Source organism: Spiroplasma endosymbiont of Acasis viretata, assembly GCF_964031275.1.
Taxonomy (GTDB): Bacteria; Bacillota_I; Bacilli_A; order Mycoplasmatales; family VBWQ01; genus Spiroplasma_E; species Spiroplasma_E ixodetis_A.
In genome coordinates this window covers 1,448,157-1,469,035 of the sequence record NZ_OZ035019.1, presented here as the reverse complement: position 1 = coordinate 1,469,035, position 20,879 = coordinate 1,448,157, and the positions used below count along the sequence as shown (strand labels likewise).

Below are 20,879 nucleotides of genomic sequence, written 5' to 3'. Positions count from 1 at the left end.
ATTTTTAAATATTTATTATCCGTTAACTATTATAATGATTTTATTTTTTCTTGCAAAAGATATAACTTTTTATTAATTATTTTTAATTAATAGTCTTTAAATTTAATATACTTAAATTGTAATAAACATTGTATAATGAAATTATAATTATAATTTTTATAAACATGTAAAGGAGGATTTAATGAATAATGTAGAAAACATTGTAGTTTTTGGTTTAAGTGCTAGTCAAAAATTTACACAAGAACTTTGTAAAAAACTTAATATTGAACCTGGAAAAGCAGAAATTAGTCGTTTTGCTGATGGTGAATTTAACATTCAATCTATAACATCAGTACGAGAGAAAGTGGTATATATTATCCAATCAACTTCGCCGCCAACTAATGATAATTTAATGGAATTATTAATTTTTGTTGATGCTTTAGTTCGTGCATCTGCTGCTAAAATTCATGTAGTAATTCCTTATTTTGGTTATGCTCGTCAAGATCGAAAACAAGGTGGTAGACAACCTATTACTTGTAAACTTGTTGCAAATTTATTAACTGTTGCGGGTGTTGATCGTGTTATTACTGTTGATTTACATTCACCACAAGAACAAGGATTTTTTGATGTTCCTGTTGATGATTTACGAGCAACTCAAGATTTAGCATCTTATTTAATTGAAGAAAATTTAACTAATTTAGTTGTTGTATCTCCAGATCATGGTGGTGTTACTCGTGCTCGAAGATTGGGTAATTATTTAAGTGTACCTTTGGCAATTATTGATAAAAGAAGAACAACTCCTAATCAAAGTCAAGTTAAGTTTGTATTAGGAGATGTTAAAGAAAAGAATGCTATTATTATTGATGATATGATTGATACAGGTGGTACTATTATTAATGCAGCAAAAGCTATTAAAGAACATGGTGCAAAATCAGTTTATATTTTAGCTACTCATGGTATTTTTAGTGGTCAAGCTTCAAAAAATTTGAAACAAGCTGTTATTGATGGAATTATTAAGGAAGTTGTTATTACTAATACTATTGAAATTTCTGAGGAAAAAAAGTTTAATGGTTTAAAAATTATTTCAATTGCTGATTTTATTGCAAAAATGATTGATGCTTCAATTAATAATAAATCATTAACAAAAGTTTATGATGATAAAACAAATGAATTAATAAAAAAAATTAATAATAAAAATAGTAAAAAATAATAAAGAGGAAATTTAAAATAGATGAAATTAGTTATTGGATTAGGAAACCCAGGTAAAGAGTATGAATTGACACGTCATAATATTGGTTTTATTATTATTGATATGATTTGTGAAACATTACAATTAAAAATTAATCAAACTAAATTTAATGGTCAATATGTTAAAACTGTTGTTAATGGCACTGATGTTATTTTTTTAAAACCATTAACTTTTATGAACTTATCAGGTTTTTGTGTTTCAAATTTTATGAATTATTTTAAAATTAAAATTGAAAATGTGTTAATTATTCACGATGAAGTTGATTTAAATTTTGGTCAATTTCAATACAAACAAAAATTTAGTGCTGCTGGTCATAATGGAATTAAAAGTATTTTTAATCAAATTGGTAGTAAAGATTTTCAAAGATTAAGAATTGGTGTTGGTAAAAATCCTAATTTTAACACGGCTGATTGAGTTTTGAGTAAGTTTAGTAATGATGAGTTAAAGAATATAAAAGATCATAAACAATTTTTTGTAGAAAGCATTAGTAGTTGAATTACTGATAGTAAATTTGAAAATATTATGAATAAATATAATAAAAAATAATTAATATATTAGACTTGGTGCAAAACTAAGGTAATTCAAAATTATATATTCCTGCTATTAAATTAAATCTTAATGCAAATCTTCGTATTTTATTGCGATATTTTAAAGTTAAAATTTTAAAACGTTTTAGTTTAGCAAATACGTGTTTAATTTTAATTCTAATTTTGCTTAAATTTTTATTGTATTCTTTTTGAATTGGTATTAATTTATTGTATTTACTTTTTTTTAAATGGCAAAAATGTATTTTTATGAATATTTTGTATTCCTTGATAACCTGAATCAACAAAAACTTGTTTTTCTGGATGAATAAAAGTTTTAGATTTTAAAAGTAATTTAAAATCATGAATGCTTCCAAAACAAAAAGCGGTTGAAATAATTTTTCCATTTAAAATATCAATAATTATTTGCGATTTAAGAGTATGATGTTTGTTTTTACCCGAAAAAAGTAATTTTAGTTTTTTTTAATTCTTTCAATTGGAGTTTCAGTAGCATCAATAGCTAGTAAAGTATTATTGATTCCTTTATTTTTGATTAAATCTTTTTTGCCAGATAAATTAAAAATTCCACTTTTTATTAAAGTATTTTCAATTCAAAAAATATTACGAATGCAGCTAGTATGACTAATATTATATCTTTTTGCAATAACTCTATAACTACTATACTCTTTTCAGTATTCTAATGTCATTAATAAACGATTTTCTATTGATAATTTATTAGGTTTACCAGCAATTTTTTAATTGCTTCAGCTTTTTTTAAAATTTCAACCATTTTTTGAAATGTTTGTAGTTTTATTCCCACTAAACTATAAAATTCTTGTTCATCTTTGTATTTTTTTAACATAATAATTATCACCTTTGATATTAATAATAACCGTTAAATTATTAAAATTAAAGGTTTTGCACCAAGTCTATTATAAAAATATTAAAGAATATTTTCATTTTTATGTTTTCTACATAAGTAAACATAAAGTTGTGTTTCTTTTTCTTTTTTAATTTTTTCTAATTCTTTTTTTATTTCTTCAATTAATAAAATATCATTTTGTGTTTGCTGATATTGATTTATTTCATTTATTTTTTCAAGTTTTGCTTCTAGTAATTTTTGCTTACAAATAGGACAAAGTTTGTCAAAATCATCATTATTATCATTTTGGAAACTGTCATTATCAAAATTTCATTTCATTTTTTAAGTTTCCTTTACTAGTTTATTTTAATAACAATATTTTGATAATCATTATTAAATAATTATATAATTAATTTATAAATTTATAAATACTTTTTTTGAGTATAAAGGAGACAATATGAAAGCAAAAAAAAATATAATCAAACCAACAATAGAAAAGGCAAAAACTAAAGTTGAACAACTTAATAAAACTATTAAACCAAAAGTTAAAGATGTAAAAAAAGCAACTAAAGTAAAAACGCAATCAATAAAAACTGACACTGTTAAGCCAATCATTAATAAGATGAAAGTAGATTTTGAAAAATCAAAACATATAATAAAAGAAGAAAATCAAAAAATTGCTAATAAAATTTTTAATACTAAAAATATTTTAATATCAAAAATTGATCAACCAAAACCATTTAAAACTACCGCTATTATTGGTTGTCAATGAGGTGATGAAGGAAAAGGTAAAATAACTGACTATTATAGTCAAAATTCTGATGTTATTGTTCGTTGAAGTGGTGGTGATAATGCCGGACATACAATTGTTTTTGATCATCAAAAATATAAATTAAGTATTATTCCTTCTGGTATCTTTAATAAAGATTCATATTGTGTTATTGCTAATGGTTGTGTTGTTAATCCAGAAAAATTAGTTTCTGAAATTGAATATTTAAAAGCTGCCGGTTTTAGTTGTCAAAATTTACGGATTTCTGATCGTGCTCATATTATTTTACCTTATCATTTAGCATTTGATGAATATGAAGAAAAAATTAAGGGCGATAAAGCTATTGGCACTACTAAAAAAGGAATTGGACCTTGTTATGCTGATAAAGTTAATCGGATTGGAATTCGAATGGGTGATTTATTAGATAAGGATCGGCTATTAGAATTGATTACTGATAATTTGTTAATTAAAAATAAAATATTAAAAAATGTTTATGGATATGAAAAAGAATTTAATGCGCAAACAATATATAATCGTTTATTAGAATTATTACCATACTTTAAAGATTTAATTATTGATACTGGTCAATTTTTAAATGAACAATTAGTTAGAAATAAAAAGATATTATTTGAAGGAGCACAAGGTACTTTATTAGATTTAGATCATGGTACATATCCTTTTGTAACATCTTCTAATCCAAGTGCTAGTTCAATTGCTATTGGTTCAGGTATTTCTTTAAAAGCAATTAACGAAATTATTGGTGTAACTAAAGCATACAGTACAAGAGTTGGTGCTGGTGCATTTCCTAGTGAAGTTTTTGGTAAATTAGCAGATTATATTCGTATGACTGGTAATGAATATGGCACAGTTTCAAAAAGACCAAGAAGAATTGGATGATTTGATGCAGTTATTGCTAAGTATAGTGCACAAATTAATGGATTTACTAGTTTAGCTATTATGTTGTTAGACGTGCTTACTGGTATTGAAACATTAAGCATTTGTACGCATTATACTTTAAATGGCGAAATAATTAGATACATACCTTCTCAAATTAATAACTTTAATAAATGTCAACCACATTTTATTACTATGCCTGGCTGAAATGAAGATATTACTAATATTACTAGTTATGATGAATTACCAGAAAATGCTAAAAATTATTTAAAAAAAATTAGTGAGTTGGTGGGTGTTCCAATTAGAATATTTTCTGTTGGTCCAGATCGTAAACAAACTATATTTATTAAGGAGTAAAAATGATTGAACGTTACGAAACAAAAGCAATGACTAATATTTGAAATATGAAAAATCGTTTAAACTTATGAATGAATTTTCAAATTGATGTTTGTGAATCATTACAACATTTAAATATAATTCCTCTTAAAGATTTTCAATTAATTAAAAAAAATGCTAAATTAGATATTGAATTAATGAATAAATTAGAATTAGAAACTAAGCATGATGTAGTTGCTTTTACTAGAATGTTGAGTGCTAACTTAAAAACTGAAAGTCGTTGAATTCATTATGGTTTAACTTCAACTGATATGGTTGATAGTGTCCAAAATCTACAAATAAAATTTTCAAATGAAATTATTGAAAAAGATTTAATTACTTTACAATTGAAATTAAAAGAGTTAGCGTTTAAATATAAAAATCAATTAGTAATTGCTCGCAGTCATGGTATTTTTGGTGAACCAACTTCATTAGGATTAAAATTTGCTTTATGATACGATGAAATAAATAGACAGTTAGTAAGGTTGGAATTAGCAAGAAAACAAGTTGAAGTTATTAAGATTACGGGTGCTATGGGTAATTTTGTTCATATTTCGCCAAAAGTTAGTGAATTTATTGCTAAAAAATGAAAAATGGAAGTTGACAGTTGTGCTACGCAGGTAATACAACGTGATCGTTTGATTTTTTTAATTACACAATTAAGTTCAATTGCTACAACAATTGAAAAAATAGCTTTAGAAATTCGTTTGAGTCAACGTAGCGAAGTTAATGAACTTTTAGAGGGATTTTCTATTTCACAAAAAGGTTCAAGTTCAATGCCACATAAAAAAAATCCAATTGGTTCTGAAAATATTTGTGGTTTAGCAAGATTAGTTCGAAGTTATAATAGTATAGTATATGAGAATAATTTATTATGGTATGAACGTGATATCTCTCATAGTTCTAATGAACGCATTATGTTACCTGATATTTATCATATATTAGATTTTATTATTAATAGAATAACAAATATTTTAGATAATTTAGTAATTAATACTAGTGCCATGGCAAATAATATTGCTAAAGCTAATGAACTTTATTTTTCACAAGTAATTTTATTGACTATTATTAAAAATAATCCAAAAATAACACGTGAAATTGCTTATGATTTTATTCAAAAATGCACTTTAGAAGCACAAAATAAAATGATTAATTTTAAAGATGTATTAATAAAGAATAATATTAATCAATATTTAACTAGTGAACAGTTAAATGAATGTTGTAATAATAATATTTTTTTAATAAATGTTGATTATATTTTTAAAAAAGTTTTTAAAGATAAATAATGTTTAATATTAAATTTAATTAGCATTTAATTTATTAATTTTTATTTTTTTTATTTTATCTAATAATCAATAAATATAAAAGATTAAGAAAATATTGTAATTAGTCACTAGATTATATAAGTTTAAGGAGTGAAAATTATGAAGAAATACAAAATCGATAATAGTTTTCCTTTTATAAATCAACATTTTAATTTTATTACAAGCTATGATGATAATGAAGAACATTTTTATGATGTTTTAGATGATCGATACTTAAAAGATAATGGAGAATTAGATATTAATTTATTAAAAAAGAAAATTAATAAAATAAAAATAATATTATATTATATTAGTAATAAGAAATATAAATGTGAAAAAACATTGCAGTCATATATTAAAAAACAATCTATATTTCTTTCTTATAATATAAATAGTATTAAAAAGTTAGAAATTTTCGAAAAACAAAAAACAAGTAAAATTTTTAAATTTAAGAATAAATTAGTTAAGTTTTTAACTTTTGGTTATTATAATTTTGAAAAAAAACGAATTAACAAAATAGTATGTGAAAAAGTTAATATAAGTAATCAAAAAGAAGAATTGAAAAAGGTTGGATTAAAAATTTTAAAACTTAATAATATTTTAGAAAAAATAGAAGCCACTTAGCCCTTTTTACTAGACCATTAATTTAAAAAACCTGAATGTATTCTAAAAACAATTGTGTTATATAATTAACACTAATTTTAACCTGAAAGGATTTTTATTAATGGATAAAATTAAACAAATAGCATTAGTAATTAACAAATTAAATATCAAAGAAAAAATTAAAATTATTGATGATTGTAAAAATCAATATTCAATTAGAAACCTATGTCAATATCTTCAATTAAACAGATCAACATATTACTTTTTAAAAAATAAACAAAAACCTATTAAAAAAGAAGAAAATCATATTATTAAATGCAATCATAAATATCAAAAAATATGCCAACTTTTAATCGAATTTCATTCTACAAGAAAAGGCAGAATTTATGGATATTTAAGAATTTTTTCAGCTTTTAAAGAGTGATTAAAACAAGAAAAAAATATCATTTTAAATATAGAATTATCAATAAAACAAATGCGAAAAATTATGAAAGAACACAATATTCAAGGATTAAAACAAACTAAAAATAACTATCCTAAAAACAAAAAAAATCCAAATAAGTGAATACCTACAATGGATAAAGTAAACAAAGATTATAAAAGTACAACCTCTTCAAATCAAATTTGATCAATGGACACTAAACAAATAAATACTAAAGAAGGATGATTATATCTTTTTGTAATTATTGATTTTTATTCAAATAATGTTGTTAGTTATAATATTGCTCCTAATAAATCATATCAGGATTTAATTCTTCCTGCTCTTGAAAAAATCAACAAACAATTTTCTTGAAATCAAATAAAAAATGTTATTTTACATTCAGATAACGCCAACGAATTTTATTGTCAAGATATCACAAAATGAGCAGAGGATAAACAAATAATTTTAAGCAAAAAACAACCTTATGATATTGGTGGTAATGTATTATCTGAAAACTGATTTTCTCATTTATCTCAAGAATGACTACCTAAAGGATCAAATCAATATTTATCCATCAATGAAGCTATAAATGATGTAAATCAATATGTTATGTTTTATAATTATGAAAGAATACATTCTAAATTTCTAAAACCACCAATTTTACAAATTAAAATTTAGAATTTTATATCAAAAATGGTCCAGTAATTAAGGGCCAACCACCGAAAAAGAAAAAAGAAGACAATGAGAAAAAAATGATCTTTTGAGACATTGATATGATTTTGCAATTTCAGGAAAATTACAAAATCAACCATTAATGAGTAATGGTAATCAGTATTTACCAGTAAATAATTATGATAATGAAAAAAGTAGTGTTATTTCACACGTAAATAGTGATTATCAGTTTTACTTAAATGTTGATATAGATGCTGTTAACTCTGATAATGGTTTTAATAAAAATCAATATCAACAAAAATGTTCGATTTTATAAAAAAATAAAGATTAATAAAATATTATTAATTTAAATAAGTATTACAATAAAAAATACTATTTTAATGTAAAATTATAATTATTAAATTTAGGAGCAAATAATGACAAAAAAATTTTATATTACTACCCCTATTTATTATCCTAGTGCTAAGTTACACTTAGGACATGCTTATACAACAATTATTGCTGATGTTTTAGCTCGCTATAAGAAAATGCAAAGTTATGAAGTATTCTTTTTAACTGGAAGTGATGAACATGGTCAAAAAATTGCTAAAAAGGCGGATGAAAATAAACAAACTCCACAAAAATTTGTTGATGATATTGTTGTTGGGTTTAAGAATTTATGAAAAAACTTAAATATTGATTATGATAAATTTATTAGAACAACTGATAAAAATCATATTTTAAGTGTTCAGAAAATATTAAGCAAATTATTAAAACAAAATGATATTTATTTGGGAAAATATGAAGGCTCATATTGTATTTCTTGTGAAGAATTTTTGACAGATAGCCAAATTAATAAAACTAATAATACATGTAAAATATGTCAAGGTAATATTACTACTTTATCAGAACCATCATATTTTTTAAAATTGGAAAAATATACTAAACAATTATTAAAATATTATGATGAACACCCATTATTTTTATGACCACTTAATCGTAAAACGGAAATGATTAATAATTTTATTACGCCAGGCTTAGAAAATTTAAGTGTTACTAGAACGAGTTTTACTTGAGGGGTACCATTATTAGAAAATCCAAAACATGTTATTTATGTTTGAATTGATGCATTAAGTAATTATTTAACAGGATTAGGTTATTTACAAGATGATGACATTAATTTTAAAAAATTTTGACTAGATTCAAATTGTGAAATTGTGAATCTAGTTGGTAAAGAAATTAGTCGTTTTCATATGATTTATTGGCCAATTTTATTAATGGCATTAAACTTGAGACAACCAAATCGAATTTTGGCTCACGGTTGAATTACTAATGAAGAAGGAAAAATGTCAAAATCAAAAGGTAATGTTATTGATCCTTTAGTATTAGTAAATCGTTATGGTGCAGATGGATTACGGTTTTTTTTAATGAAAGAAATTATTATTGGTCATGATGCAAAATATAGTCATGAATTATTTTTAAATTGTTATAACTCTTATCTTGTTAATGATTTAGGTAATTTGCTTTCGCGAACAGTTACAATGATCATTAAATATTGTGATGGTAAAATTCCCAAAGTTAATTTAAATAAGTTACAACCAGAAGCAATAGAAATAATTAAAATTATTAAAAGTACTATTAATGATTTTAATATTGAAATGGATGAGTATCAAATTCATGAAGCAATTAATGTCGTTTTTAAATTAATAACTAGTGGTAATAAATTAATTGATTTAACAAAACCATGAGATTTACATAAAAATAATAAAACTATTGAATTACATAATATTTTAAATTTATTAGCAAATATTTTAATTATTAGTAGTGCTTTATTAAGTCCAATTTTGGTTAATAGTTCATTAAAAATTCATGAACAATTGGGTGTCTTAAAAATTACTAAACCAATAGTCAATATTAACTTGAATGAAGTTTTTAATAAATCTGTTAATAAAAAAGAGTTATTATTTCCAAGATTAAATATCGAAGATGAATTATCATTTTTAAACAATGCATTTAAATAAAATATAAGAGTTATTAAAAAAATTTCAGTTATAGATAATAAATATCCAATTCATTTTGTATGAATTGGAGAAATACCAATTACTGTAAGAAATAATATAATTTATGCGGCTTTATTACACCAACATGAACGTGAAGTTATTTTATGAATTTCTAAAAATGGGTGGTTGGTGGTTGGCCCTTAATTACTGGACCATTTTTGATATAAAATTCTAAATTTTAATTTGTAAAATTGGTGGTTTTAGAAATTTAGAATGTATTCTTTCATAATTATAAAACATAACATATTGATTTACATCATTTATAGCTTCATTGATGGATAAATATTGATTTGATCCTTTAGGTAGTCATTCTTGAGATAAATGAGAAAATCAGTTTTCAGATAATACATTACCACCAATATCATAAGGTTGTTTTTTGCTTAAAATTATTTGTTTATCCTCTGCTCATTTTGTGATATCTTGACAATAAAATTCGTTGGCGTTATCTGAATGTAAAATGGTGGTTGGCCCTTAATTACTGGACCATTTTTGATATAAAATTCTAAATTTTAATTTGTAAAATTGGTGGTTTTAGAAATTTAGAATGTATTCTTTCATAATTATAAAACATAACATATTGATTTACATCATTTATAGCTTCATTGATGGATAAATATTGATTTGATCCTTTAGGTAGTCATTCTTGAGATAAATGAGAAAATCAGTTTTCAGATAATACATTACCACCAATATCATAAGGTTGTTTTTTGCTTAAAATTATTTGTTTATCCTCTGCTCATTTTGTGATATCTTGACAATAAAATTCGTTGACGTTATCTGAATGTAAAATAACATTTTTTACTTGATTTCAAGAAAATTGTTTGTTGATTTTTTCAAGAGCAGGAAGAATTAAATCCTGATATGATTTATTAGGAGCAATATTATAACTAACAACATTATTTGAATAAAAATCAATAATTACAAAAAGATATAATCATCCTTCTTTAGTATTTATTTGTTTAGTGTCCATTGATCAAATTTGATTTGAAGAGGTTGTACTTTTATAATCTTTGTTTACTTTATCCATTGTAGGTATTCACTTATTTGGATTTTTTTTGTTTTTAGGATAGTTATTTTTAGTTTGTTTTAATCCTTGAATATTGTGTTCTTTCATAATTTTTCGCATTTGTTTTATTGATAATTCTATATTTAAAATGATATTTTTTTCTTGTTTTAATCACTCTTTAAAAGCTGAAAAAATTCTTAAATATCCATAAATTCTGCCTTTTCTTGTAGAATGAAATTCGATTAAAAGTTGGCATATTTTTTGATATTTATGATTGCATTTAATAATATGATTTTCTTCTTTTTTAATAGGTTTTTGTTTATTTTTTAAAAAGTAATATGTTGATCTGTTTAATTGAAGATATTGACATAGGTTTCTAATTGAATATTGATTTTTACAATCATCAATAATTTTAATTTTTTCTTTGATATTTAATTTGGGTGGTTGGCCCTTAATTACTGGACCATTTTTGATATAAAATTCTAAATTTTAATTTGTAAAATTGGTGGTTTTAGAAATTTAGAATGTATTCTTTCATAATTATAAAACATAACATATTGATTTACATCATTTATAGCTTCATTGATGGATAAATATTGATTTGATCCTTTAGGTAGTCATTCTTGAGATAAATGAGAAAATCAGTTTTCAGATAATACATTACCACCAATATCATAAGGTTGTTTTTTGCTTAAAATTATTTGTTTATCCTCTGCTCATTTTGTGATATCGTGACAATAAAATTCGTTGGCGTTATCTGAATGTAAAATAACATTTTTTACTTGATTTCAAGAAAATTGTTTGTTGATTTTTTCAAGAGCAGGAAGAATTAAATCCTGATATGATTTATTAGGAGCAATATTATAACTAACAACATTATTTGAATAAAAATCAATAATTACAAAAAGATATAATCATCCTTCTTTAGTATTTATTTGTTTAGTGTCCATTGATCAAATTTGATTTGAAGAGGTTGTACTTTTATAATCTTTGTTTACTTTATCCATTGTAGGTATTCACTTATTTGGATTTTTTTTGTTTTTAGGATAGTTATTTTTAGTTTGTTTTAATCCTTGAATATTGTGTTCTTTCATAATTTTTCGCATTTGTTTTATTGATAATTCTATATTTAAAATGATATTTTTTTCTTGTTTTAATCACTCTTTAAAAGCTGAAAAAATTCTTAAATATCCATAAATTCTGCCTTTTCTTGTAGAATGAAATTCGATTAAAAGTTGGCATATTTTTTGATATTTATGATTGCATTTAATAATATGATTTTCTTCTTTTTTAATAGGTTTTTGTTTATTTTTTAAAAAGTAATATGTTGATCTGTTTAATTGAAGATATTGACATAGGTTTCTAATTGAATATTGATTTTTACAATCATCAATAATTTTAATTTTTTCTTTGATATTTAATTTGTTAATTACTAATGCTATTTGTTTAATTTTATCCATTAATAAAAATCCTTTCAGGTTAAAATTAGTGTTAATTATATAACACAATTGTTTTTAGAATACATTCAGGTTTTTTAAATTAATGGTCTAGTAAAAAGGGCTAAGTGGCAAGTGGCAAGTGGCAAGTGGCGAAAATGAAAAACAACAACATAAGTTACTTAATAATATTAAAATTATTAGTTTAAAAGAAATAGAAAATTTAGAAAATAATGATGTAGTAATATTTGAACAAATATTTAAAAATAATAGATTAGCAATTAAAGAAAAACTAAAATCAGCATCAGATTTTATAAGAATTGTTATATTAAACCAATATGGAGGCATTTATTTAGATGGTGATGTTGAATTAAAACGTTCACTCCCTAGATTTCTTTATGCTTGTTATGGTATTTTATTAAATATTAAAATTAAAAAAAAATGATAATTATAAATTATATTTTTATACAGATTTTTATGATGTAATTGTTGTCACAAAACATTCTAAAATTATTAGTAAGGTAATAAATGAATTAAGAGAAGAATTAGATCAAAAAAATAATCCAACATATGATGTAGGAGAATTGGTAAAAATTCAAAAAATTGTTAATTATATAATTGAAAATAATTTTAAAGAAGAAGAAAAAGAAATATTATATGATGCTAATAGTCACTATATAGGAGTAGATTTTTATTCAATAGACTTGGTGCAAAACCTTTAATTTTAATAATTTAACCGTTATTATTAATATCAAAGGTGATAATTATTATGTTAAAAAAATACAAAGATGAACAAGAATTTTATAGTTTAGTGGGAATAAAACTACAAACATTTCAAAAAATGGTTGAAATTTTAAAAAAAGCTGAAGCAATTAAAAAAGCAGTTGGTGGTAAACCTAATAAATTATCAATAGAAAATCGTTTATTAATGACATTAGAATACTGAAAAGAGTATAGTAGTTATAGAGTTATTGCAAAAAGATATAATATTAGTCATACTAGCTGCATTCGTAATATTTTTTGAATTGAAAATACTTTAATAAAAAGTGGAATTTTTAATTTATCTGGCAAAAAAGATTTAATCAAAAATAAAGGAATCAATAATACTTTACTAGCTATTGATGCTACTGAAACTCCAATTGAAAGAATTAAAAAAAACTAAAATTACTTTTTTCGGGTAAAAACAAACATCATACTCTTAAATCGCAAATAATTATTGATATTTTAAATGGAAAAATTATTTCAACCGCTTTTTGTTTTGGAAGCATTCATGATTTTAAATTACTTTTAAAATCTAAAACTTTTATTCATCCAGAAAAACAAGTTTTTGTTGATTCAGGTTATCAAGGAATACAAAATATTCATAAAAATACATTTTTGCCATTTAAAAAAAGTAAATACAATAAATTAATACCAATTCAAAAAGAATACAATAAAACTTTAAGCAAAATTAGAATTAAAATTGAACACGTATTTGCTAAACTAAAACGTTTTAAAATTTTAACTTTAAAATATCGCAATAAAATACGAAGATTTGCATTAAGATTTAATTTAATAGCAGGAATATATAATTTTGAATTACCTTAGTTTTGCACCAAGTCTAATGAAAAATAATTTATATTTTTCATTAAAGACTTTTAGAAAAATGGCATTTCCATCAGAATTATTTTCTTCTTTCGATATTGGTTATCAACACGGTTCCAATAATTGAAATGAAATAAATGAAACCGAATATAATAAACAAAGAAGATTACAAAAAATATCAGAAGAGTATGCAAAACAAATAAAAATAATAGAAAACATTTCAATAATGATTACATTTGAAGGTAATTATAGTGAAAAAAATAAATTTTTATTTCAAAAGCATTTTCAAAAACTTAAAGAGATTTATAATGAGTATATATGAATAATAATTAATATTAAAACTGATTTAGGAGAAAATAAGTTAAAAGTTATTGAATGAAGTAATAAAAGTAAAGATGAAATAAATATTGAAGGTAAAAAAAGAGAATACAGTTTAAACTATCAAGTAGAAGAAAAACAAAAAAATACAACAAAATTTTTATAAAAAAATAAAAAATGTATAATTTTTTTATACATTTTTGGTGAAAATTAAGAGTTAAATGTGAAATTTATTCGGGTTCATAAAATGGAACAATAACTTTTAAAGTATCTGGCTCTTCAGTTTTTAGTAAACGTTTGTCAATTTTATAAAGGTTACTATTAGACATTGCAATTCAATCCAATAAGTCTTTTTCATAAGCAATTTCTTCATAGAAATCAATTAAGAATCAGTCATAAAATTTCGAAGTTAAATTATCATTATTTTCACGAGCACTTTTAACAAGTTTATTAGTAAAATCAAGTAATTCTTCTTTAGTAGATTTTAATTTTTTTAATGCTTCTTCAATGTTTTTTGTAGTAAAAGTTGGAACTTTAATGTCTTTAATTTCAACTTGAGCATCTTGATCCATTAAATAGTTACAAATTTTACGAATATGAACAACAGCATCAGCCGCTTCTACTTGGAAGAAGCGTGCAAACCCAGGATATCCTTTTTGATTTGCATCATTACTTAATTTAAAACTAAGCATTTGATATTTTAGATGTTCACTAATATAATCATTTAGATCATCGTTAATTTTTTTAATCATTAAATACACCTTCTTTCTTGGCTTTATATGTATTATACTACTTTAATACTATATATATATTAAAATAAATTAAGAATAAAAATATTGTTAATTAATTGTTTCTGTTGCATTTTTTATGAAGTAAGTTCGCCACTTGCCACGGTGGTTGGTGGTTGGCCCTTAATTACTGGACCATTTTTGATATAAAATTCTAAATTTTAATTTGTAAAATTGGTGGTTTTAGAAATTTAGAATGTATTCTTTCATAATTATAAAACATAACATATTGATTTACATCATTTATAGCTTCATTGATGGATAAATATTGATTTGATCCTTTAGGTAGTCATTCTTGAGATAAATGAGAAAATCAGTTTTCAGATAATACATTACCACCAATATCATAAGGTTGTTTTTTGCTTAAAATTATTTGTTTATCCTCTGCTCATTTTGTGATATCTTGACAATAAAATTCGTTGGCGTTATCTGAATGTAAAATAACATTTTTTACTTGATTTCAAGAAAATTGTTTGTTGATTTTTTCAAGAGCAGGAAGAATTAAATCCTGATATGATTTATTAGGAGCAATATTATAACTAACAACATTATTTGAATAAAAATCAATAATTACAAAAAGATATAATCATCCTTCTTTAGTATTTATTTGTTTAGTGTCCATTGATCAAATTTGATTTGAAGAGGTTGTACTTTTATAATCTTTGTTTACTTTATCGGTGGTTGGCCCTTAATTACTGGACCATTTTTGATATAAAATTCTAAATTTTAATTTGTAAAATTGGTGGTTTTAGAAATTTAGAATGTATTCTTTCATAATTATAAAACATAACATATTGATTTACATCATTTATAGCTTCATTGATGGATAAATATTGATTTGATCCTTTAGGTAGTCATTCTTGAGATAAATGAGAAAATCAGTTTTCAGATAATACATTACCACCAATATCATAAGGTTGTTTTTTGCTTAAAATTATTTGTTTATCCTCTGCTCATTTTGTGATATCGTGACAATAAAATTCGTTGGCGTTATCTGAATGTAAAATAACATTTTTTACTTGATTTCAAGAAAATTGTTTGTTGATTTTTTCAAGAGCAGGAAGAATTAAATCCTGATATGATTTATTAGGAGCAATATTATAACTAACAACATTATTTGAATAAAAATCAATAATTACAAAAAGATATAATCATCCTTCTTTAGTATTTATTTGTTTAGTGTCCATTGATCAAATTTGATTTGAAGAGGTTGTACTTTTATAATCTTTGTTTACTTTATCCATTGTAGGTATTCACTTATTTGGATTTTTTTTGTTTTTAGGATAGTTATTTTTAGTTTGTTTTAATCCTTGAATATTGTGTTCTTTCATAATTTTTCGCATTTGTTTTATTGATAATTCTATATTTAAAATGATATTTTTTTCTTGTTTTAATCACTCTTTAAAAGCTGAAAAAATTCTTAAATATCCATAAATTCTGCCTTTTCTTGTAGAATGAAATTCGATTAAAAGTTGGCATATTTTTTGATATTTATGATTGCATTTAATAATATGATTTTCTTCTTTTTTAATAGGTTTTTGTTTATTTTTTAAAAAGTAATATGTTGATCTGTTTAATTGAAGATATTGACATAGGTTTCTAATTGAATATTGATTTTTACAATCATCAATAATTTTAATTTTTTCTTTGATATTTAATTTGTTAATTACTAATGCTATTTGTTTAATTTTATCCATTAATAAAAATCCTTTCAGGTTAAAATTAGTGTTAATTATATAACACAATTGTTTTTAGAATACATTCAGGTTTTTTAAATTAATGGTCTAGTAAAAAGGGCTAAGTGGCAAGTGGCAAGTGGCCCCTTTACAAATTTATTCTTATTATAACAATTGATAAATTTAAAGTCTAAATTTAAATTGTTAGTAACTTATTATTTATTTCAGAAAATAATACGCTTTAAAATAATATCATAATTTATTTTATTGAAATAATTTAATTTTAAACATTGTCTAATTGTTTATTATAAATTTTTATAAATTTAAATTTATTTTATAGTTAAATATTTTTTTCTTTTTTTAAAATTAATAAGTAAAATATATTTTTATGTAAAAACTATTACTATTAAATAATAGTTTCTTTTTATTTTAAATATGATATTATAATTCTAAAATTTTATATTAAAGTTTTTTTGTTTAACTTATTACTTGGTTTTTAAAGTAATGAGTTTTTTATGTTAAAGGAGGATATTTAAATATGCCTATTCAAAATTATCAATCAATTAATGGTGATATTGAAAATGTAAATTCAAGAGAAAATATAGCAACTATTTTTTCAAGTATTAGAACCTGTTTAAAATCTTTTAGAGAATAGGATAAAATGATTATATATTTTAAAATAAGAGGTATATATGTGTAAAAATTATCCTAGTAATGTTAGCAAAGAGCAATTTGAAAATATAAAATCAATTTTAGAAAATACTAAAAAGAGAACTAAACCAAGAAGTTTAGATTTATATGAAGTATTTTGTGCAGTTTTATATGTATTAAAAAGTGGTTGCCAGTGAAGAATGTTACCAAAAAAATTTTCCAAAATGACAAATTGTATATTATTATTTTCAAGCTTCAAGTAAAAATAATGATAAAGAACCTAGTGTATTACAATTAGTTTTAAAAAAAATTAGTCAAGGCATTTCGTATCAATAATGGTAGAAAAGAACAAACTAGTTTTTGTATAATTGATTCACAAAGTGTTAAAAATACAGATACTACTAAAAATAAAGGTTATGATGCTGGTAAAAAGATTTCAGGAATAAAGCGTCATATTGCTGTTGATTCTCAAGGTTTACCACATGCAATTTACATAACCACAGCAGAAAAAACAGATCGTAATAGTGCTATAATAATGATTGAAAATGAAAAAGAGAATCTTTCTGCAGTTCAAAAAATACTAGTAGATGCTGGTTATACTGGTGAAAAATTTGCTTCTAAAATTAAAACAATTATAAATGCAAATGTTGAAGTTATAAAACGTAATGAATTACATTCTTTTGTAGTATTACCAAAAAGATGAGTTGTAGAACGAAGTTTTGCATGATTAGAAAAATGCAGAAGATTATGAAAAAATTGTGAAAAAAAATTAAATACTAGCTTACAAATGGTTGTTCTTGCCTTTATTTCAATTTTATTGAAAAGATTTTAAACAGGTTCTAAAGTAAATGATGAAAATTTTTATACTAATAATTTTCTTAAAGAAGATTTTAATCACAATATAAAATATATTAATAATTTTGTATACTCAAATGAATTTGAAAGACAAAAAATAAATGATGATAATCAGTTTTTAAAAAGTAGTTCTAAATCAAAATCAGCAAAATTATAAATAAAAAATGATGTATACTGTGATTGTAATTTGTATGAATCAAAAATGGAAAGGGAAATAGTTTTTGTATATTTAAATTAAATAAGCGGCAAGCAAGTTTGAAAGAAAATATAATAATTAATGTGATTACTGTTTATATTAATGTAATTTAGTTTGTAGTTTACTTCTCTTTTATTTTTAAAATTTAGTTTATAAATATATGAATTTGATTTATTTGATAACTAAAAAGTAATAGTATCGTTATCAATAAATTCTATGTTATGATAAATATAGTTAAAAGGGTATATAGAATCAAGAAAGTGTATTATCAATAATTTCAAAAATGTAATTGATATTACGTTAATCTTTGAAAATATAAGCAACGAGTTTTAGTAAAAGTAAAATTTAATTTATTAAATGTTTTTTTATTTGGAGGGAGAAAATTTATATATTAAGATAAATTAATTGTAATCATATATTATGGGAGGCAAAAAATGAAAATTGTATTATCTGGTGTAGTTGGTGTTGGTAAGAGCACTATTAGTAGAGAATTAGCAAAATTATTAAAATATAAAATTATGGACGAGCCAGTTACTAGTAATCCCTATTTAGATGATTTTTATCAAAATCCTTTAGAATATGCTTTTAAAATGCAAGTATTTATGCTGATGGCACGAAGTAAACAATTAAAAGAAGCACAAAATTTTAACAATGTTATTTTTGATCGTAGTATTTTAGAAGATCCTATTTTTGTTGAGGTATTAAAAGCTCAAAACAATATGAATGATAGAGATTATGAAGTGTATTTAAATTTTTATAATAATGTTATTATTTCATCACTTTATTTTGATCCACAAATTAAGCCCGATTTAATTGTCTATTTAAAAGCAAATCTTGAAAACACAATTGAACGCATAAACCTTCGTGGTCGTGAATCAGAAAAACATGTACCTCATGAATACTGAAGTTTATTAAATAAAAAATATGAACAGTGATATGAAAAAGAAAAAAATAACTTTAATTTTTTAGTAATTGACACTAATGATTTAACTCCTAAGCAAATAGTGCAAAAAATAATTGATTATATAAAATAAAATTTCTTATTGAAATCAAATTTTTATTTAGTCATTTTTTCTCATGTTATATTAATAATTATTGTTATTTTTCCTTTACTTTAAAGGTAATTACGTTATAATATTGTATGAGTCAAATATTTAAAAATCAAACTTAATATATTTACTCCTTGCTCATCAGAGCCATATGCCCAAAAGGAGGTCTTCGAACATTGGAAGATTTAAAACAAAAACATAATTATGAAATTATGTACATCGTTGATGATCAAAATCAAGAAAAAGCACAATTAATTAAAAAAGAATTTTGTGAAATTTTAACTAAAAATGCTGGAAAAATTACTAAAGAACAAGATTCTATTCGTCAATTTGCTTATCCTATTAACAAAAAAGTTAAGGGTCATTATTTTATTATTGAAGTGCTAACTTCACCAGAAAACATTGCTAACTTTAATCGTGTAGCTTTAAATAAACAAAGACAATTAGACGTAATGCGTTTTTTGGTTATTAATTTAGATAGTGAAAAAGTTAATAAGTTTAAACCAAAACGTCAAGTAGAATCTAGTTCTTTCTCTCGACCAACAAGACCAAGAAATCGTCCTTCTTATAATCGTGATGAAAATGGTGAAAGAAAACCAAGACCAATCGCTGGTACTGAATCATCTTATCATACAAAAACTAATTACCAAAATTCAAAAACAAATACTAATAATAATGCATCGAATACTGAACAAAAAGATTAATAAAATCTAAGTTAAAAGTGAGGATAAAAAATGAATATTGTTACATTAATTGGTAGAATCACTCGTGATTTAAAGTTACATCAAACTTCAACAGGAAAACCTTTTACTTTTTTTACACTTGCAGTTAATAATATTCAAAATCAAGCTGATTATATTTCGTGTGTGGCTTGAAATAAAGTTGCTGAAAATATGACTAATTATTTAGTTAAAGGTTCTTTAATTTCAGTTTCAGGAAGACTGTCAGTAAGAAAATCAACCGATCAAAATGGAAAAGAACTATATATTACTGAAGTGGTTGCACAAACTGTTACTTTTTTAGATAATCGTAAAAAAGATAATAGTAGTGATAATAATGCTAATATTAATTATTCAAAACCAAGAGATGAGAATAAAATTCATTTAGATGATGCTTTTAAAAGTCCTAATTATAGTACTGATATTGCCTTTACTAATAGTAATCAGCTTCAAGAAAAAGAAGCGGCTATTCAAAATATAGAATTTGATGAAGAAGATATCATTTGAGATTTAAATAATTAAAGGAGGATAATTATGAACACTGGTAAACCAAGAAATTTTACAAGAAGAAAATCTTGTTTTATTACTAAAAATAATATTACTTATATTGATTATAAAGATATTGAATTACTAAGTAAATTTATGGGTAATAATAACAAAATTTTGCCAGCAAGAACAACAGGTACTAATCCAAAGTATCAACGTTTAATTGCTAAAAATATAAAACGTGCCCAAATCATGGGATTATTAAGATATTCAAGATAAAAAATTGAGTAAGTTTACAAATCTTACTCAATTTTTATTTATTTTTATCTTAAAAATATTTTATTTTAAATAATAGTTTAAAATTAAAATAAAAAGACCTTAATAGTATTATATTACATAAAAGATAATGGCTGTTTTTAGTATT

At 22.8% G+C, this 20,879-nt stretch carries 23 protein-coding genes and 2 pseudogenes; 18 read left to right on the top strand and 7 right to left on the bottom strand.

Features of this window, described 5'->3' with window-relative positions:
• The first annotated feature begins 181 nt into the window (after nucleotides 1–181).
• On the top strand, nucleotides 182–1,189 hold the full coding sequence (locus AAHM96_RS08230; RefSeq protein WP_342273199.1) for a ribose-phosphate pyrophosphokinase: 1,008 nt from the start codon (nucleotides 182–184) through the stop codon (nucleotides 1,187–1,189).
• A gap of 21 nt (nucleotides 1,190–1,210) precedes the next feature.
• Complete coding sequence (gene pth, locus AAHM96_RS08225) at nucleotides 1,211–1,774, top strand: aminoacyl-tRNA hydrolase (protein ID WP_338961453.1); 564 nt, start codon at nucleotides 1,211–1,213, stop codon at nucleotides 1,772–1,774.
• Between the two features lie 25 nt (nucleotides 1,775–1,799).
• Here pth and AAHM96_RS08220 read toward each other — a convergent pair.
• Both AAHM96_RS08220 and AAHM96_RS08215 read right to left on the bottom strand, forming a co-directional pair.
• Nucleotides 1,800–2,614 (bottom strand): annotated as a pseudogene (locus AAHM96_RS08220) (IS5 family transposase).
• Between the two features lie 81 nt (nucleotides 2,615–2,695).
• Entirely contained in the window at nucleotides 2,696–2,953 is a 258-nt protein-coding gene (locus AAHM96_RS08215; RefSeq protein ID WP_252320612.1) for a hypothetical protein, read from the bottom strand.
• 118 nt (nucleotides 2,954–3,071) lie between these two features.
• Here AAHM96_RS08215 and AAHM96_RS08210 point away from each other — a divergent pair, with 118 nt between their 5' ends.
• From AAHM96_RS08210 to metG, 6 genes are all read left to right on the top strand, one after another.
• Entirely contained in the window at nucleotides 3,072–4,634 is a 1,563-nt protein-coding gene (locus AAHM96_RS08210) for an adenylosuccinate synthase (RefSeq protein WP_342273198.1), read from the top strand.
• A gap of 2 nt (nucleotides 4,635–4,636) precedes the next feature.
• On the top strand, nucleotides 4,637–5,938 hold the full coding sequence (purB, locus tag AAHM96_RS08205; protein WP_342273197.1) for an adenylosuccinate lyase: 1,302 nt from the start codon (nucleotides 4,637–4,639) through the stop codon (nucleotides 5,936–5,938).
• Between the two features lie 138 nt (nucleotides 5,939–6,076).
• Nucleotides 6,077–6,580, top strand: coding sequence for a hypothetical protein (locus tag AAHM96_RS08200; protein ID WP_342273196.1), 504 nt, complete (start codon nucleotides 6,077–6,079; stop codon nucleotides 6,578–6,580).
• A 100-nt stretch (nucleotides 6,581–6,680) separates the two neighbouring features.
• Nucleotides 6,681–7,658, top strand: coding sequence for an IS3 family transposase (locus tag AAHM96_RS08195; protein WP_342272797.1), 978 nt, complete (start codon nucleotides 6,681–6,683; stop codon nucleotides 7,656–7,658).
• Between the two features lie 82 nt (nucleotides 7,659–7,740).
• The gene (locus tag AAHM96_RS08190; protein ID WP_342273195.1) at nucleotides 7,741–7,968 is read left to right on the top strand and encodes a hypothetical protein; all 228 of its coding nucleotides are present in this window, start codon (nucleotides 7,741–7,743) and stop codon (nucleotides 7,966–7,968) included.
• Between the two features lie 100 nt (nucleotides 7,969–8,068).
• Nucleotides 8,069–9,652: a methionine--tRNA ligase gene (metG, locus tag AAHM96_RS08185; protein WP_342273194.1), complete on the top strand. Its 1,584-nt coding sequence runs from the start codon at nucleotides 8,069–8,071 to the stop codon at nucleotides 9,650–9,652.
• Between the two features lie 541 nt (nucleotides 9,653–10,193).
• Here the strand turns inward: metG and AAHM96_RS08180 are convergent.
• Together AAHM96_RS08180 and AAHM96_RS08175 are read right to left on the bottom strand one after the other, a co-directional pair.
• Complete coding sequence (locus tag AAHM96_RS08180) at nucleotides 10,194–10,817, bottom strand: DDE-type integrase/transposase/recombinase (RefSeq protein ID WP_342273193.1); 624 nt, start codon at nucleotides 10,815–10,817, stop codon at nucleotides 10,194–10,196.
• Nucleotides 10,818–11,179: 362 nt separating this feature from the next.
• Nucleotides 11,180–12,157, bottom strand: a complete 978-nt coding sequence (locus tag AAHM96_RS08175; protein WP_342272824.1) for an IS3 family transposase — start codon at nucleotides 12,155–12,157, stop codon at nucleotides 11,180–11,182.
• Nucleotides 12,158–12,275: 118 nt separating this feature from the next.
• On the opposite strand from AAHM96_RS08175, the gene AAHM96_RS08170 reads away from it, so the two are divergent.
• From AAHM96_RS08170 to AAHM96_RS08155, 5 genes are all read left to right on the top strand, one after another.
• Nucleotides 12,276–12,581 (top strand): glycosyltransferase, encoded by a 306-nt coding sequence (locus AAHM96_RS08170; protein WP_342273192.1) that lies wholly within the window; start codon nucleotides 12,276–12,278, stop codon nucleotides 12,579–12,581.
• 136 nt (nucleotides 12,582–12,717) lie between these two features.
• Nucleotides 12,718–12,855 (top strand): hypothetical protein, encoded by a 138-nt coding sequence (locus AAHM96_RS08165; protein ID WP_342273191.1) that lies wholly within the window; start codon nucleotides 12,718–12,720, stop codon nucleotides 12,853–12,855.
• A 47-nt stretch (nucleotides 12,856–12,902) separates the two neighbouring features.
• On the top strand, nucleotides 12,903–13,295 hold the full coding sequence (locus tag AAHM96_RS08665; protein WP_342272745.1) for a transposase family protein: 393 nt from the start codon (nucleotides 12,903–12,905) through the stop codon (nucleotides 13,293–13,295).
• A gap of 2 nt (nucleotides 13,296–13,297) precedes the next feature.
• On the top strand, nucleotides 13,298–13,720 hold the full coding sequence (locus AAHM96_RS08660; protein WP_425288769.1) for a transposase family protein: 423 nt from the start codon (nucleotides 13,298–13,300) through the stop codon (nucleotides 13,718–13,720).
• Nucleotides 13,721–13,778: 58 nt separating this feature from the next.
• Nucleotides 13,779–14,201 carry a hypothetical protein gene (locus tag AAHM96_RS08155; RefSeq protein WP_342273190.1) on the top strand — a complete coding sequence of 141 codons (423 nt, stop codon included), beginning with the start codon at nucleotides 13,779–13,781 and terminating at the stop codon, nucleotides 14,199–14,201.
• 64 nt (nucleotides 14,202–14,265) lie between these two features.
• Here AAHM96_RS08155 and AAHM96_RS08150 read toward each other — a convergent pair whose 3' ends face one another.
• From AAHM96_RS08150 to AAHM96_RS08140, 3 genes are all read right to left on the bottom strand, one after another.
• Nucleotides 14,266–14,787 carry a ferritin-like domain-containing protein gene (locus AAHM96_RS08150; RefSeq protein ID WP_342273189.1) on the bottom strand — a complete coding sequence of 174 codons (522 nt, stop codon included), beginning with the start codon at nucleotides 14,785–14,787 and terminating at the stop codon, nucleotides 14,266–14,268.
• 190 nt (nucleotides 14,788–14,977) lie between these two features.
• Entirely contained in the window at nucleotides 14,978–15,445 is a 468-nt protein-coding gene (locus AAHM96_RS08145) for a DDE-type integrase/transposase/recombinase (RefSeq protein WP_342272852.1), read from the bottom strand.
• Between the two features lie 97 nt (nucleotides 15,446–15,542).
• A complete protein-coding gene (locus AAHM96_RS08140) occupies nucleotides 15,543–16,520 on the bottom strand; it encodes an IS3 family transposase (RefSeq protein WP_342272824.1) in 978 nt (325 codons plus the stop codon).
• 671 nt (nucleotides 16,521–17,191) lie between these two features.
• Between AAHM96_RS08140 and AAHM96_RS08135 the strand changes: the two are divergent.
• The 5 genes and pseudogenes from AAHM96_RS08135 (at nucleotide 17,192) to rpsR (ending at nucleotide 20,734) form a co-directional block, all read left to right on the top strand.
• Nucleotides 17,192–17,982 (top strand): annotated as a pseudogene (locus AAHM96_RS08135) (IS5 family transposase).
• A gap of 653 nt (nucleotides 17,983–18,635) precedes the next feature.
• The gene (locus tag AAHM96_RS08130) at nucleotides 18,636–19,235 is read left to right on the top strand and encodes a deoxynucleoside kinase (RefSeq protein ID WP_338978382.1); all 600 of its coding nucleotides are present in this window, start codon (nucleotides 18,636–18,638) and stop codon (nucleotides 19,233–19,235) included.
• Nucleotides 19,236–19,426: 191 nt separating this feature from the next.
• On the top strand, nucleotides 19,427–19,954 hold the full coding sequence (gene rpsF, locus AAHM96_RS08125) for a 30S ribosomal protein S6 (protein WP_342273188.1): 528 nt from the start codon (nucleotides 19,427–19,429) through the stop codon (nucleotides 19,952–19,954).
• 30 nt (nucleotides 19,955–19,984) lie between these two features.
• A complete protein-coding gene (locus AAHM96_RS08120) occupies nucleotides 19,985–20,491 on the top strand; it encodes a single-stranded DNA-binding protein (RefSeq protein WP_342273187.1) in 507 nt (168 codons plus the stop codon).
• Nucleotides 20,492–20,503: 12 nt separating this feature from the next.
• A complete protein-coding gene (gene rpsR / locus AAHM96_RS08115) occupies nucleotides 20,504–20,734 on the top strand; it encodes a 30S ribosomal protein S18 (protein ID WP_174481285.1) in 231 nt (76 codons plus the stop codon).
• The last annotated feature ends 145 nt before the right edge of the window (nucleotides 20,735–20,879 follow it).